This is a genomic window from Streptomyces caelestis, assembly GCF_014205255.1.
Taxonomy (GTDB): Bacteria; Actinomycetota; Actinomycetes; order Streptomycetales; family Streptomycetaceae; genus Streptomyces; species Streptomyces caelestis.
Map to the genome: position 1 here is coordinate 6,572,892 of NZ_JACHNE010000001.1, position 14,267 is coordinate 6,587,158.

The 14,267-nt window shown below is 72.7% G+C and carries 12 protein-coding genes; 5 read left to right on the forward strand and 7 right to left on the reverse strand.

Features of this window, described 5'->3' with window-relative positions; translation table 11 throughout:
- Nucleotides 1-95: 95 nt before the first annotated feature.
- Nucleotides 96-1,223 carry an acyltransferase family protein gene (locus tag HDA41_RS30085; RefSeq protein ID WP_184989482.1) on the forward strand — a complete coding sequence of 376 codons (1,128 nt, stop codon included), beginning with the start codon at nucleotides 96-98 and terminating at the stop codon, nucleotides 1,221-1,223.
- 3 nt (nucleotides 1,224-1,226) lie between these two features.
- Here the strand turns inward: HDA41_RS30085 and HDA41_RS30090 are convergent, their stop codons facing one another.
- The 5 genes from HDA41_RS30090 to HDA41_RS30110 form a co-directional block, all read right to left on the reverse strand.
- Nucleotides 1,227-1,409, reverse strand: a complete 183-nt coding sequence (locus tag HDA41_RS30090; RefSeq protein WP_184994199.1) for a hypothetical protein — start codon at nucleotides 1,407-1,409, stop codon at nucleotides 1,227-1,229.
- Between the two features lie 206 nt (nucleotides 1,410-1,615).
- Entirely contained in the window at nucleotides 1,616-1,840 is a 225-nt protein-coding gene (locus tag HDA41_RS30095) for a hypothetical protein (protein ID WP_184989485.1), read from the reverse strand.
- A 387-nt stretch (nucleotides 1,841-2,227) separates the two neighbouring features.
- Nucleotides 2,228-3,250, reverse strand: a complete 1,023-nt coding sequence (locus HDA41_RS30100) for a hemolysin family protein (protein ID WP_184989488.1) — start codon at nucleotides 3,248-3,250, stop codon at nucleotides 2,228-2,230.
- Nucleotides 3,247-4,599 (reverse strand): hemolysin family protein, encoded by a 1,353-nt coding sequence (locus HDA41_RS30105; RefSeq protein WP_184989491.1) that lies wholly within the window; start codon nucleotides 4,597-4,599, stop codon nucleotides 3,247-3,249. The genes HDA41_RS30100 and HDA41_RS30105 overlap by 4 nt, the downstream gene beginning before the upstream one ends.
- A 324-nt stretch (nucleotides 4,600-4,923) precedes the next feature.
- On the reverse strand, nucleotides 4,924-5,427 hold the full coding sequence (locus HDA41_RS30110; RefSeq protein WP_184989494.1) for a MarR family winged helix-turn-helix transcriptional regulator: 504 nt from the start codon (nucleotides 5,425-5,427) through the stop codon (nucleotides 4,924-4,926).
- 105 nt (nucleotides 5,428-5,532) lie between these two features.
- Between HDA41_RS30110 and HDA41_RS30115 the strand changes: the two genes are divergently transcribed.
- Complete coding sequence (locus tag HDA41_RS30115; protein WP_184989497.1) at nucleotides 5,533-6,048, forward strand: YceI family protein; 516 nt, start codon at nucleotides 5,533-5,535, stop codon at nucleotides 6,046-6,048.
- A gap of 8 nt (nucleotides 6,049-6,056) precedes the next feature.
- Here HDA41_RS30115 and HDA41_RS30120 read toward each other — a convergent pair whose 3' ends face one another.
- Entirely contained in the window at nucleotides 6,057-7,787 is a 1,731-nt protein-coding gene (locus HDA41_RS30120; protein ID WP_230299651.1) for a hypothetical protein, read from the reverse strand.
- A gap of 87 nt (nucleotides 7,788-7,874) precedes the next feature.
- Nucleotides 7,875-11,963, reverse strand: coding sequence for a bifunctional nitrate reductase/sulfite reductase flavoprotein subunit alpha (locus HDA41_RS30125; protein ID WP_184989499.1), 4,089 nt, complete (start codon nucleotides 11,961-11,963; stop codon nucleotides 7,875-7,877).
- Nucleotides 11,964-12,157: 194 nt separating this feature from the next.
- On the opposite strand from HDA41_RS30125, the gene HDA41_RS30130 reads away from it, so the two are divergent.
- The 3 genes from HDA41_RS30130 to HDA41_RS30140 all read left to right on the forward strand — a co-directional run bounded on the left by HDA41_RS30130 (nucleotide 12,158) and on the right by HDA41_RS30140 (nucleotide 14,139).
- The gene (locus HDA41_RS30130; protein ID WP_184989501.1) at nucleotides 12,158-12,553 is read left to right on the forward strand and encodes a cell division protein SepF; all 396 of its coding nucleotides are present in this window, start codon (nucleotides 12,158-12,160) and stop codon (nucleotides 12,551-12,553) included.
- An 87-nt stretch (nucleotides 12,554-12,640) separates the two neighbouring features.
- Nucleotides 12,641-13,819 (forward strand): AAA family ATPase, encoded by a 1,179-nt coding sequence (locus HDA41_RS30135; protein ID WP_184989503.1) that lies wholly within the window; start codon nucleotides 12,641-12,643, stop codon nucleotides 13,817-13,819.
- Entirely contained in the window at nucleotides 13,816-14,139 is a 324-nt protein-coding gene (locus tag HDA41_RS30140; RefSeq protein WP_059417898.1) for a nucleotide pyrophosphohydrolase, read from the forward strand. Before HDA41_RS30135 ends, HDA41_RS30140 begins: the two co-directional genes overlap by 4 nt.
- The last annotated feature ends 128 nt before the right edge of the window (nucleotides 14,140-14,267 follow it).

A 14,267-nucleotide genomic window follows, 5' to 3' on the forward strand; every position in this document is an offset into this window, starting at 1 on the left:
TGTGATTAGGGTGCGGGCGATGTTCTGCGCAGACGCCACCCCCTTGTCTCGAGTACGACGAGGCACAGCCCCTTCGAGTCGCTTCGGGAGGGCTCGTGAATGACACGGTGACGACGGCCCGCCCAGCGGCCGAGGAGAACCGGGCGTCCCGGGCGTCCCGGGCAAGAGAACAGGGCGCGGCGGCCCGCCCGGTGCGGCAGCGGGACGCGTTCTTCGACAACGCCAAGTACCTGGCGATCGTGATGGTGGCCGTGGGACACGCCTGGGAGCCGCTGCGGCCGGGCAGCAGGGCCGTCACCGCCCTCTACATGTTCGTCTACGCGTTCCACATGCCGGCGTTCATCATCGTCTCCGGCTACTTCTCACGCACCTTCGACGGGAGCCCGGACCGCCTCAAACGCCTGGTCACCGGTGTCGCCGTGCCGTACGTGGTGTTCGAGACGGCGTACACCCTGTTCACCCGGTGGACCAGCCAGGACCCCGACCGCCCGGTCAGCCTGCTGGACCCCCTGTATCTGACCTGGTTCCTGGCGGCGCTGTTCGTCTGGCGGCTGACCACGCCGCTGTGGCGGCATGTGCGCCGGCCGCTGCCGGTCGCCCTCGCCATCGCGATGCTGGCGACGCTCTCGCCGTCCATCGGCCACGACCTCGACCTCCAGCGCACCCTTCAGTTCCTGCCGTACTTCGTGTGCGGCCTGCTGCTGCGGCCGGAGCACTTCCGGCTGGTGCGCCGGCGCGCGGTGCGGATTCTCGCCGTGCCGGTCGCCGTCTGTGCCCTGGGGGTGGCGTACTGGGCGGTTCCGCGGATGAACTACGGCTGGTTCTTCCACGCCGACAGCGCCCGGGGACTGGCCGCCCCGTTCTGGTACGGGCCTGTGATGACGCTGGCCGTCTTCGGCTGCTCGGCTGTCCTGGTCGCCTGCTTCCTCGCCTGGGTGCCCGGGCGCCGGACGTGGTTCACCGCGCTGGGCGCGGGCACGCTGTACGGCTATCTGCTGCACGGCTTCGTCGCGCAGGCCGCCAAGTACTGGGGCTGGTACGAACCGGCCTGGGTCCACCGGCCCGTCGGCACGGTCGCCGCCGCCCTGGTCGCGGCCGTGGTCGTCACGGCGCTGTGCACGCCGCCCGTGCGGCGCGTCTTCCGCTGCGTGACGGAACCGGGGATGGCGTGGGCCTTCGGCAGGGCGAACGCGGCCCCGCCGCCGGGCGATGCCCGCCCGTGACGCCTACTGCCGGGTTCCGGCTTCCTGCTGCATCTGCTGCGCCGGCGCGTGCCCGTTCAGGGCCTGCGTCATCTGGTGCTGCGTCTCTTCGGCGACCACACGAGCCTCTTCGACGACGTCGCCGCGTTCGCGTATGAGGCTCTCGTAGATCGGCAGTTCTTCGTTCCGGATCGAGTCGGGTTTCACAGGGTCTGTCCTATCGCTTTGCGGTCGGGTCTGCGGGGCCCGTGTAAGTCTGCGCCATCCCGTGCCGCGGTGTTACCCACCCCCGTCGTGTCCAGAATTCCGTCACGAGCTACGCGAATTCCCCAACTTTGCGACCGTGAGGAAAAGCCCTGGGCACGGCGAAGGGCCCCGGGAATCGCGTCCCGGGGCCCTTTACGCGGATGCCGTCAGAGCGACGTCGTGTGAACGCCCGCGCTCCCGGACGCCGCCGCGCCCGCCGGCGACAGCGCCGCCTGGAGGTCGGCGCAGACCTCGACGGTCAGGGGCTCGACCAGACCGGTGGAGAGGCCGCCCACCAGGTTCGCGGAGGCGCCGCCCGCCATACCGCCGGAGATGTTCTCCAGGTCGGCGTCGGACAGCTCGGCGATGTCGACCCGAGAGGTGAGGTTCATTGGAGGTGTTTCCCTTCGCATGAATGTCTCGCATTGGCGGCGCGCGTGGGGGGTCGCCGGATCCAGAATCGAGATTCCGCACCGACGGCTCCGCCGTGTGCAGGATCAAAGCACTCCGCGGGAGGAAAGTTCCAGCCAACTCCCGGCACCGCACCGCTCCTTTCGGTGACCGCCTTCACCATCATGACCATGGGCACACGAAATACGCCCACTCCTTCACACACCCCGTCGCCCTGTCGCACGCACGAGTATTGCGCCCCGGTTTCCGAAGCGGGCACTTCGGCGCCAAGTTCCCACCCCGGGTAACGGACTTGGCGCCCCGCGTGCCGCCTCACGGCTTCCTGGCGAACGGTGTGCAGATTGGCTGGAGGTTCGGATTCCGCTCCGTCAGGCGGCCGCGGCCGGCTGCATCAGCCGGGCCAGCAGGTCGTCCAGGGTGACCAGGCCCGTGAGCCGGCCGGCGGTGTCACGGACCACGGCCAGGGAGGACCGGCGGCGGCGCAGCACCTCGATCGCGTCGGCGACCGTGGTGGTCTCCGTCAGCTCGGGCACCGGGCGGGCCAGGTCACGGGCGGTCGTCGCACGCCCCCGGGCCCGGGCGACCAGGGCGTCACGGGCATGGACCGAGCCGAGGACGGTGCCGTTCTCCCGGACGAGCAGCCGGGTGCGGTCCAGGCCGGTGGCCAGCCGCAGCAGCGCCTCGACGTCCGTGCCGCCCTCGACCCAGGTGAGCTCCGCCGCCGGGATCCGCAGCGCCGCGACCGGCGTCTCCGGCTCGGTCAGCGAGCGGGTCAGCAGCTCCGAGTCGGTCGCGCTGATCAGGCCCAGCCGCTCGGACTCCGCCACCAGGTGCGTCAGCTGCTCCCGGTTGTGCACCGAGGCCAGCTCGTCGCGCGGTGCCACCCGGCACAGCCGTACCAGCGCGTTGCTCACCGCGTTGAGCAGCCGGATCAGCGGCCGTACGGCCCGCACCACGGCCCGGAACGGCGGGGAGAGCAGCATCGCCGAACGCTCCGGGTGGGCGATCGCCCATGACTTGGGGGCCATCTCACCGACCACCATGTGCAGGAACACCACCACGGCCATCGCCACGGCGAACGCCACGCCGTAGCTCACGGCACTGGGCAGGCCCAGCGCGTGCAGCAGCGGGTCGAGTTCGTGCGAGATCGCAGGCTTCGACACCGAGCCCAGGCCCAGCGTGCACACGGTGATGCCCAGCTGGGCGCCGGCCAGCATCAGCGACAGCTCGCGCATACCGGCCAGGGCCGCCCCGGCTCCGCGCCGCCCCTCGGCCGCCGCCTTCTCCATGCGGTGCCGCTTGGCGGCGACCAGGGCGAACTCGGCCGCCACGAAGAAGCCGCTGCCGATCAGCAGCAGCACGGTCACGAAGACCGCCATCGGGAAACTCACGCCATCTCCTCGGCTTCTTCGGCTTCCTCGGCGTCCGCGAACGGACTGATCCGGACGCGGTCGGCCACGTGCCGGTCCAGCGTGCGGACGTCGATCACGGCGCGGCCGCCCCCGGGCAGCTCGACCGTGACTCGGTCGCCGACGGTCGGGAAGCGGCCGAGCCGGTCCACGACCAGGCCGGCCACGGTGTCGTAGTCGTCGTCCTCCGGCAGCCGGACACCGGTGGCCTCGGCCACCTCGTCCAGCCGGCGGCCGGCGTCCACCAGCCAGCCGTCGCCGTCCGCGACCGCGAGCACGGTGACCTTGTCGGACTCGTCCGCGATGTCGCCGACCAGCTCCTCGGCGATGTCCTCGTACGTGACGATGCCCGCCACGCCGCCGTGCTCGTCGAGGACGACCGCGAACTCGTCGTCGTGTTCCCGCATCCGCGTCACCGCGTCCGGCAGCCCGAGCGTGTCCGGCAGCAGCAGCGGCCGCCGGGCCAGCTCACCGGCGGTGGCGCGGGCGAGCCGGGCGGCGGGCAGCGCCATCAGCTCGCGTACGCCCAGCACGCCCGCGATGTCGTCCGGGTGGTCGCCGAGGACGGGGTAGTTGGAGTGGCCGTGCTCGGCGATCAGGCCGACCGCCTCGTCGGCACCGGCGTCCTTGCGGACGAAGACGGCGTCGGCGCGCGGCACCATCACCTCGTCGAGGGTCCGCTCGGAGAACTCCAGCGCGTGGTCCAGCAGCGCGGCGGTGTCCTTGGGCAGGGCGCCCTGCTCGTGCGACTCGCCGATCAGGTGGCCCAGCTCCTCCAGCGTGGCGCCGTGATGCAGTTCCTCGACGGGCTCGATGCCGGCCTTGCGCAGCAGCCTGTTCGCGGCGCTGTCGAAGACGCGTACGGCAGGGCCCACGACCTTCAGATACGCCAGCGTCGACGGGGCCAGCGCCTTCGCCAACCGCTCCGGCACGGCGATCGCGAGGTTCTTCGGGGCCAGCTCGCCCAGCACCATCTGCACGACCGTGGCCAGGACGAAGGCCAGTGTCACGGAGACGCCGCTCACCGCCGCGCCGGGCAGGCCGAGCCCGGACAGGGCGGGCCTGAGCAGCGCGGACACCGACGGCTCGGCGATGAAGCCGACGACCAGGCCGGTGACGGTGATGCCGAGCTGCGCGCCCGACAGCATGAACGACAGCCGCTCCAGCACCCGCAGCGCGCGGGCGGCCTTCTTGTCCCCGGCCTCGGCCTCACGCGCGAGGGTGAGCCGGTCCACGGAGACGTAGGCGAACTCCTGGGCGACGAAGTAGCCGGTGCCGGCGGTCAGCACGAACACGGCGAGCAGGCCCAGCAGGGCCTCGGCGGCACTCACAGAACACCACCCCGCCGTGTGCCGCGATCACTGATGCCGTGGCGGGATGGTCGGGGACTGTGCCCTGGGGGGTCCGTCGATCGGGCGGACAAGAAGTGGCTCCTTATACGTGGTGTGTCTCCGGGTCAACGCTAGCCGTCGCGCCCGTGTTCCCGGATTCTACGGCGGTGTAGAGAACACCGCTCGGGACGCGGCGGCTCAGCGCCGCAGCCCGCGCGGACCACGGGGCTTCTGATGGATCTCCGCGGCGTCGCGACGCCCGGCATTGGCGCCCACGGCGGCCGGCGGCTCCGCCGGGTGCACGCCCTCGTGGCCGCCGCTCCCTCAGTCCGCGCGGGACTCCCCGGCGAGGTCCGGCACCAGCGCGCACAGGGCCTCACGCTGGTCCGGGCCCATGAAGCGGGTGAGGGACCGCGTCACCGTCTCGGCGAGCGGGCCGGAGGCCTCGGCCAGGAGGCGGCGGGCCTTGTCGGTGAGGGTGACCTCGACGCCGCGCTTGTCGCCGCACACCGACCTGCGGGAGACGAGGCCGGCGTGCTGGAGGCAGGCGATCTGGTAGGTGAGGCGGGTCTTGGGGCGGCCCAGGAGTTCCGCGACGCGCGTCATGCGCAGGCCGCCCTCGGGCTGCTCCGCGAGCAGGCACAGGATCAGGAACTCGTCGTGCGAGACGTCCAGCTTCTCCTTCACGACCGCGCGCAGCCGCTGCTCCACCGCCCCCGTCGCGGCGAGCAGCAACATCCAGGCGCGCAGCTCCGTCGGCAGCAGCCCGCCGCCCTCGGTGAAGGGGCATTCGGGCAGGTCGGCGGGGGGCTCCTGGTGGTCGGCCATGCTTCCATCCTACCTGTCGTCCAAATGTGGAACAGGGGTTGTTCAATTTTGGACGAGCCGCTAGCGTGCAGTCATCCAAATTTGAACGAATGAGTGGAGAAGATCATGACCGTCGCCGTGGAAACCGGACTGTGGCAGCTCGACACGACCGCCTCGGCCGTAGGCATCCAGCACAAGACCATGTGGGGCCTGGTCACCGTGAAGGGCACCTTCGGCGCGATCCACGGCTCGGGCGAGGTCCGGCCCGACGGGTCCGCCGTCGGCACCCTGACCCTCGACGTCGCCTCCCTCGACACCAAGAACGCCAAGCGCGACACCCACCTGAGGTCCGCCGACTTCTTCGACGCCGACCACCACCCCGAGATCTCCTTCGCGGCCCGCAGCGCCGAGCTCCGCGACGGCGGCCGGGTGCACGTCGTCGGTCAGCTCACCGTGCGCGGCGTCAGCAGGCCGCTGCCCCTCACCGCGCGCCTGACCGGCCAGGACGTCACGGGGCTCACCCTGGAGACGGAATTCACCGTGGAGCGGGAGCAGTTCGGCATGGGCTGGAACCAGCTGGGCATGATCCGCGGCCGGACCGCGGTCACCGCGTCTCTCCGCTTCACCCGGGCCACGGGCTGACCCGGCCGTCATCCCGTCCGGCGCACCGCCTGCTGCACATCCGCGCTCGACAGGGTCTGCGGCGACGCCGTGAACGCGCGCAGGCGGATCCGGACACCCGGCCGGGGTACGAGGAACCGGCCCCTCGGCGGCCGGAGTTCATAGCGGGCGGTGGCATGCGCGGGCAGGGCGCGCGGGCCCCGGACGATCCGCCAGTACGGGTCCATGCCCTGGCCCATCGTCAGGGTGAAGTGCGGGGCGAGGGCCGTGTCGTCCGTGTTGGTGACCTGGACGGTGAGGCGGGAGACGGTCGCCGGGGTGGGACGCGGGGCCGCGACGACCCGCATGCGCAGGGGCGGCGTACCCGTCGCCGCCACGGCGGCGCCGCCCAGCGCGGGCATGAGCAGCAGCACCGTCAGGGCGATCCGGGCCGGGCGGCGCCGCGGCCCGGACAGCAGCCGCACACGGGGCTGCCACGCCCCGGCGAACGCCGACGCGGGAGCGGTGACGGCCGCCGCCAGCCACAGCGGCGTCATCAACAGGTAGTAGCCGTCCTGCGACCGGGTCGCCAGATAGAAGGCGCACCAGGGCAGGACGGTCGCGGCCGGACCCAGTCGCCGTACGAACAGCACGAACAGCACGAGCAGGCCGGCGAGCAGCAGCAGGCTCGCGGAGGAGTACCAGTCGAGCCGGTCGCTGCCGTCGGTCAGGTACAGCGAGATGTCCACCACGCCCTGCCCGTGCAGCACCGCGCCCTGCGTCAGCGGCAGCGCGATCCCCGTCAGCCAAGGGCCCGGCTCGCTGACGACGAAGTAGGTGTTGATCAGGAGCCACACGGTCGCCGCGGCCCCGGCGAACCGCAGCACCACCAGCGCCGCGGCCCGGCCGCCCAGCTCGCCCCGCCGCACGGCGTAGATCCCGGCCAGCAGGAACGGCGCCAGGAACCAGGGCAACTGCTGTGCCGCGCACGCCGCCCCCAGACACGCGGCCCGCGCCAGCCCCGCCGCCCCGAGCCGTCCGCCCGCACCCGTACCCGGCCAGCGCACCACGACCGGCACCAGCAGGGCCAGGGCCACGATCGCCGGGTAGCCGAGCCGCGCGTACGACGGCAGCATCCCGAAGCCCAGGCACACCATGGTCGCCGCCGACCGCCACGGCGCCGGCAGCATCCGCCACAGCACGACCGTGCCGGCGAGCAGCGCGCCCGTGCTCACCGCCGTCGCCGGAGCACCGCCGTGGCCCAGCCACAGCAGCGGCACGGCCAGCAGCGGGGCCAGCGGCGGATAGCCGTAGGTGAGGTCGTAGCCCCCGGTCACCGTCGGGGTGAGGGCCACGCCGTGGCCGAAGAGCCAGGGCCACGGCTGCCCGTACACCGGGTGTCCCGCGGCCACTTCCCGTGCCGCCTGGGTGGTGAGCAGCGCCTCGTCGGAGCCGTGGTGGAGCATGATCCACGCGCACAGGGTGAGCGTCACGCCCGTCACCAGCACGCACAGGTCCACCCGGGCCAGCGACCGTTCCCGGCGGACGACCAGGGCCAGCACCCCGCACGCCAGGATCGCGGCGTAGCACGCCGAGATCACCGCGGCCACGGCCGGCCGGTGACTGGCCGCCGTCGTCCACACCGCTCGGGTGCCGATCAGCAGGCTGATGTCGGCGAGCAGGGTCAGGACGCGGTGCCACTGGGCCGGGGGCGGCGGCCCGGCCGCCCCCGACTGGGTGCGCGGGCCGGGGACCACCAGCGTGGTTTCTGCCGAGTACACGCCGCAGGACGCTAATCGCCGCAGGTGAGCGGGGGCCGGACGGCGGTGAAGAGACGGGTGTGAGGCGAGTAAGGACCCGCCGCCCGCTCAGTACACGTCCCGTACGTACCGCTTGTCCGCCGCGAGTTGTTTCACGTACGCGGCGGCCTCCGCCTCGCTCATCCCGCCGTGGGCCACCGCGACGTCCCGCAGGGCCCGGTCCACGTCCTTGGCCATGCGGGAGGCGTCGCCGCAGACGTAGAAGCGGGCGCCGTCGCGCAGCCAGTGCCACAGCTCCGGCCCGTGCTCGCGCATCCGGTCCTGCACGTACACCTTGTTGCGCTGGTCGCGGGAGAAAGCGGTGTCCAGACGAGTGAGGGTGCCCTCGTCGAGCAGAGCCGACAGCTCGTCCTCGTAGTAGAAGTCCGTCGCGCGGTGCTGCTCGCCGAAGAACAGCCAGTTGGGGGCCCGGTGCCCGAGGATCCGCCGCTCCTGGAGGAAACCGATGAACGGCGCGACGCCGGTGCCGGGGCCGACCATGACCATCGGCGTCGACGCGTCGGCCGGCGGCCGGAAGTGCGGCGAGCGCTGCACGAACACCGGCACCTCGGTGCCCGCCCCGGCGTCGGCGAGGAACGGCGAGCACACTCCGCCGCGCGGACGCCCCCGCAGGTTCTCGTACCGCACCACGGACACGGTCAGGGACACCTGCCGCGGATCGACCAGCGGGCTGGACGAGATGGAGTACAGCCGCGGCTGGAGCTTGCGCAGCACCCCGGCCCACTCCTCGGCACTCGCCCGCACCGCGAACTCGGCGATCACGTCCACGGTCTGCCGCCCCCAGCACCACTGCGCCAGCCCGTCCTTGTTGTCGGGCCGCAGCAGCCTGCGCAACTCGTGCTTGTCCCGGGCGCGTTCGGCGACGAACCGCAGCAGGTCGGGGGTGATCCGCGTGATGTCGAGGTGCCGCGCCAGGGCTTCGGCGAACGGCACCTCGCCGGCACCGGCCACCTCGACGGCCGTCCCGGCGTCCAGCCCGGTCACCGCCAGCCACTCCGCCACGAGGTCCGGCGCGTTGACCGGCCGCACGCCGAGCGCGTCCCCGGCCTCGTACGCCAGGTCCGTCCCGCTGGTGTCGAAGGTGAACCGCCGGACCTCCTTGCCGGCGCCCGGCCCGCTGAGCAGCCGGTTGCCGACGAGCCGGGCGACCGAGGCGGCGGGCTTGGGCTTGGGCTGCGGTTCAGGTCGCGAGGCCGGGGAGCCGGCCGGGGCGGTGGCCTGACCGCCCAGCGCCGAGAGCACCTGGTCGAGCCACTCCCCGGCGGAGGGCTCGTAGTCCGGCTCGCAGTCCGTACGCGGGGCCAGCCGCACCCCGCCCAGCTCGTCGAGCCGCGCGTCCAGCCGGCGCCCGTGCCCGCAGAAGTCGTCGTACGAGGAGTCGCCGAAGGCGAGCACGGCGTACCGCATCCCGTCCAGCCGCGGGGCCCGTTCGCCGGAGAGCGTGTCCCAGAAGCCGGTGCCGTTGTCGGGCGCGTCGCCGTCCCCGAAGGTGCTGGTGATGAAGAGCAGGTCCGCGGTGCGGGCGAGCGCGGCGACATCGGCCTCGTCCATGCCGACGAGGCTCGTACGGTGCCCGGTCGCGGTCAGCCGCTCGGCGGTGGCGGTGGCGAACTCCTCGGCGTTGCCCGTCTGCGAGGCCCACAGCACCACGACCTCACGGCCGGACGGCTCCCGCGCGGGGGCGGCCGGTGGCGCAGAGCGCGAGTACATGCCGGCGAGGACCCCGTTGACCCACAGGGCGTGCTCGGGAGTGAAGGGCGCGTCGGGCGGGAGCACCGGGACGCCGGGGGCGCCCGAGCCGAGCCCGGCGAGGAAGCCGGTGAGGTACTGGCGTTCCTGGGCGGACAGGACCGGGGGAGGAGAGGGCTGGAGGCCGAAGGGGTCGGTCCCGCCCGGGCTGACGGCTGTCGGTATCAACGCCTCGGCCGGGTCCTCGCCCACGGCGCTCGCCGCCTCTTGCACGGACGCCTCTCGCGAGGGCGTCGCCACCTTCGCCAGCGACACCGCGCACACCTTGAACTCCGGCTGGAACGACAGCGGATCCACCGCGTCGCTCGTCACCGCGTTGATGCTCAGGTACTCGCCGAACAGGTCGTTCCAGTGGAAGGGAGCGAAGCAGCAGCCCGGCCGCACCCGGTCCGTCACGACCGCCGGCAGCACGGCCCGCCCGCGCCGCGAGGCGACCTCGACCAGATCGCCCTCCGCCACCCCGAGCGCCTCCGCGTCCTGCGGATGGAGCTCCACGAAGGGCCCGGAGTTCAGTTTGTTGAGCTTGGCGACCTTCCCGGTCTTGGTGAGCGTGTGCCACTGGTGCTGCACCCGCCCGGTGTTGAGCACGAACGGATAGTCGTCGTCCGGCATCTCGGCGGCGGGCAGGTGGGGCCGGGCGAAGAAGACGGCACGACCGCTCGCCGTCGGGAACCGCAGCCCCTCGTCCCCCACGTACCGGACGGGATTGCGCTCGGGCCCGTCCTCCCGCGCGGCCGGCCACTGCACGGGCGTCCGGCGCAGCCGCTCGTAGGAGACACCGCGCAGGTCCCACTGCGTCTTCGGGTTGTGGAACCGCCGGATCTCCTCGAAGACCTGCTCGGCGCTGTCGTACGAGAACCCCTTCTCGTACCCCATCGCGCACGCGACCTCCGCGATGATCCGCCAGTCGGCCATCGCCTCCCCGGGCGGGTCCGCGGCGGCCTGGGTCAGGGTGAGGTTGCGCTCGCTGTTGACGAAGACGCCCTCCGCCTCGGTCCACATCGCGCCCGGCAGGACGACATCGGCGTAGGCGTTCGTCTCGGTGTCCGCGAACACGTCCTGCGTGACCACGAACTCGGCGGCCTCAAGGCCCTCGATGACCGTACGGCGGTTGGCGACCGAGGCGACGGGGTTGGTGCAGATGATCCAGCAGGCCTTGATCTCCCCGCCGGCCATCTTCCGGAACATCTCGACGGTGCCCTGCCCGACCCCGTCGGCCCGCAGCGTCCCGGGCGGCAGCTCCCACACGTCCTCGACGAACGCCCGCTCCTCGGCCACGAGCACCGACCGCTGCCCCGGCAGTCCCGGGCCCATGTACCCCATCTCGCGCCCGCCCATGGCGTTGGGCTGGCCGGTGAGCGAGAACGGCCCGGCGCCCGGACGGCAGATCGCGCCCGTCGCCAGATGCAGGTTGACCAGGGCGTTGGTGTTCCAGGTGCCGTGCGTGGACTGGTTCAGCCCCATGGTCCAGCAGCTCATCCACTGCGTGCCGGCCTCGCCGATCAGCCGCGCGGCCCGGCGGATGTCGTCCTCGGCGAGCCCGGTGGTCTCCGCGACCGCCGCCGGGGTGTAGTCCGCGAGGAACCCGGGCAGGGCCTCCCAGCCCTCGGTGTGGGCCGCGACGAACTCCGGGTCGGTGTGCCCGTCCGCGTGCAGCAGGTGCAGCAGGCCGTTCAGCAGCGCGAGGTCGGTCCCCGGCCTGACCTGGAGGAACAGATCGGCCTTGGCGGCGGTGGCGGTCCGCCGCGGATCGACGACGATCAGCTTGGCGCCGGCCTTGACCCGCTCCATCATCCGCAGGAAGAGGATCGGATGGCAGTCGGCCATGTTCGACCCGATGACGAGGAAGACGTCCGCCTGGTCGAAGTCCTCGTAGGAGCCGGGCGGCCCGTCCGCGCCCAGCGACAGCTTGTAGCCGGTGCCCGCGCTCGCCATGCACAGCCGCGAGTTCGACTCGATCGCGTTGGTCCGCACGAACCCCTTGGCCAGCTTGTTCGCCAGGTACTGCGCCTCCAGGCTCATCTGCCCGGAGACGTAGAAGGCGACCGCGTCCGGCCCGTGCGCGTCGACGATCGCCCGCAGTCGTGCGGCGGTCTCGGCGATCGCGCCGGCGACGGGCGAGGGTACCGGCTCCTCGCCCCGGTCGTCGCGGACCAGCGCGCTGGTCAGCCGCCCGGGCGCGGCGAGCATGTCGGCCGTGGTGGCGCCCTTGGTGCACAGCCGGCCCGCGTTCGCCGGGTGCGCCTTGTCGCCGGAGGCCTTCAGGACCGTGCGCCGCCCGTCGGGCCCCCTGGTCACATCGAGCACGAGACCGCAGCCCACACCGCAGTACGAGCAGACGGTGCGCACCTGCTGCGTCTCCTGCTGCGGCCGGGGCGTCGAGGTCATGCCGTCGACGGTACGTAGGCCCCGTTACGCAGGTGTCACATTGCTTGATCACCGGTAGTTACGCCCGTCACACAGCCGCCTTCCGGCCGCTGTGAGGTGCAATGAGGTGGCGGAGCGTGTCGCAGTTGGGCCGAACGGGTGACCGTGCGCAAGAATTGGCCGATGCAGACAGCCAGCGGGAGCCAGGACGGAGCATGCCGGTGAACAGCCACGATGTCACCGACGAACAGTGGGAGGGGCTCGCCCAGGTCGTGCCGCTGCGGGGCCGGGACGCCTGGCCGTCCTCCGTCGGCCACCGGTCCGTGCCCGAGGCCGAGACGGAGACCCGACGCCGTTTCGTCGTCCTGCGGGTGAACGTCTTCGCCGACGCGCGTGACGTCGCCGAGACCCTGATGGCGGGCGTGCCGGTGCTGCTCGACCTGACCGGCGCGGAGACCGAGGTCGCCAAGCGCGTCCTCGATTTCAGCACGGGCGTCGTCTTCGGCCTGGCCAGCGGAATGCACCGCGTCGACCGCAACGTGTTCCTGCTGACGCCGGCGGGGACCGAGGTGACGGGGCTGATGGAGGGGGTCGGGGTCCCCGGGGTGTGACGTCCCCCGCGGGCCGGGTCGCCCGATCGTAGGAAGTCCCGGGAGGCGGAACGGTTCGTCCCGCGGGCGGAGTCCTACGGTCCGGATATGACCCAGCCCCCCGCTGCCACCCCCCTCGCGCAGCCCGGCCCGCCTACGGGCGGCGCCGCGCACCCCGGCCGGCCGCGCATCACCGAGCTGCGGCTGTCCGCCTTCGCCGGCCACCGCCGCGCCGCACTCCCGTTCGGGCCGCTCACTCTCCTCGCCGGGCCCAGTGGCTGCGGCAAGTCCAGTGCGCTGCGGGCCTACGAGGCGCTGGCCCGGCTCGGGGGAGGCGCCGCGCTCGGCGAGGCGTTCCCGGACCCCGTCGCCTGCGTACCGGAGCGGGCCCGGCCCGACGCCCAGCGCCGCCGCGGCTTCCGTATCGGCTGTACGTCCGACGGGCCCGCGGGCCCGGTCCGGCTCGATGTCGCCGTGCAGGCCGAGCCCCACCTGCGCGTCGTGGGCGAGCGGTTGACGGCGGGCGGACTGGTCCTGCTGCAGACCGCCCTGCGCGACCCCGGCAAGCGCGCCGTGCAGGCCGCCTGGCACACGGCCGGGCCGGCACCGGTGCCCCACGGCCCGCTGCCGGACGACCGGCTCGGCACCGCCCTGCTGCCGTTGCGTGTGGCCGGTGCGACGCCCGGGCAGCGCGGGGTGCTGGCCGCCGCCGAGCAGATGGTCGTCGCCCTGCGCTCCGTCTTCGCCTGCGACCCCGACCCCGGCCTGATGCGCGGCCCCGTACCGGCCGGCTCCGGGCGGCTGCTCGGCGGCTGCGGCAACCTCGCCGACGTCCTGTGGCGCACCCGCGCCGAGTGCGCACGGCGGCACACGCAGCTCGTCGCGGCGGTGCGCGCGGGCTGCGCCGGACCGGTGGCGGACGTGCTGGCCGAGCCGTCGGCCGACGGGGCGGTGCGGGCGGTGCTCGACCGGGGTGACGGCATCCGGACGGAGCTCGGCCGGCTGGGCGACGGGGAGTTGCGGTACGTGGCGCTCGCACTGGTGCTGCTCACCGGGCCTGGCGTGCTGGAGGTCGACCCGGCCGGCGAGGTGCCCGCCGCCCTCCAGACCCTCACCGTGCTCGCCGACGGCCTCGACCGGGGACTCGACCCCGGCCAGCGGAGGGAACTGCTGCGGCTCGCGGCCCGGATGTGCGAGCGCGGCCACATCCGGCTGGTCGGCGCGGTGAGCGACGCGTCGTGGGCCGCCGGGACCGACGGGGTCACGGTGGTACACCTGGAGCCGTGACAGAACCTCTCGACGTGGCGAAACTGCAACGCCGGCTGGCCGAGTTCGCGGCCGCGCGGAACTGGCAGCCGTACCACACCCCCAAGAACCTGGCCGCCGCGCTCAGCGTGGAGGCGTCCGAACTGGTCGAGATCTTCCAGTGGTTGACGCCGGAGGAGTCGGCCCGGGTCATGACCGACCCGGACACCGCGCACCGGGTCACGGACGAGGTCGCCGACGTGCTCGCGTATCTGCTCCAGCTGTGCGAGGTGCTCGGCATCGACCCGCTGGCGGCGCTGGACGCGAAGATCGACCGGAACGAAAGGAGGTTCCCGATCTAGGAGCGGTGCAGCCCGCTCTGAGGAGTCACACACTCCACTTGTACTCTGCGTAATCAAAACACGGCCCGATTCCGAATTGTTGTCCGCAGATTTCCGCCTTCCTCTGGCTTTTCGTCTCACTGCCCTTC

What these genes read in the sequence shown, in the direction of transcription:
- HDA41_RS30115 (WP_184989497.1), top strand. Translation starts at nt 5,533, where the DNA reads ATGACCGTCGCCGTGGAAACCGGACTGTGGCAGCTCGACACGACCGCC.
- HDA41_RS30095 (WP_184989485.1), bottom strand. Translation starts at nt 1,840, where the DNA reads ATGAACCTCACCTCTCGGGTCGACATCGCCGAGCTGTCCGACGCCGAC.
- HDA41_RS30135 (WP_184989503.1), top strand. Translation starts at nt 12,641, where the DNA reads ATGACCCAGCCCCCCGCTGCCACCCCCCTCGCGCAGCCCGGCCCGCCT.
- HDA41_RS30130 (WP_184989501.1), top strand. Translation starts at nt 12,158, where the DNA reads ATGCCGGTGAACAGCCACGATGTCACCGACGAACAGTGGGAGGGGCTC.
- HDA41_RS30125 (WP_184989499.1), bottom strand. Translation starts at nt 11,963, where the DNA reads ATGACCTCGACGCCCCGGCCGCAGCAGGAGACGCAGCAGGTGCGCACC.
- HDA41_RS30110 (WP_184989494.1), bottom strand. Translation starts at nt 5,427, where the DNA reads ATGGCCGACCACCAGGAGCCCCCCGCCGACCTGCCCGAATGCCCCTTC.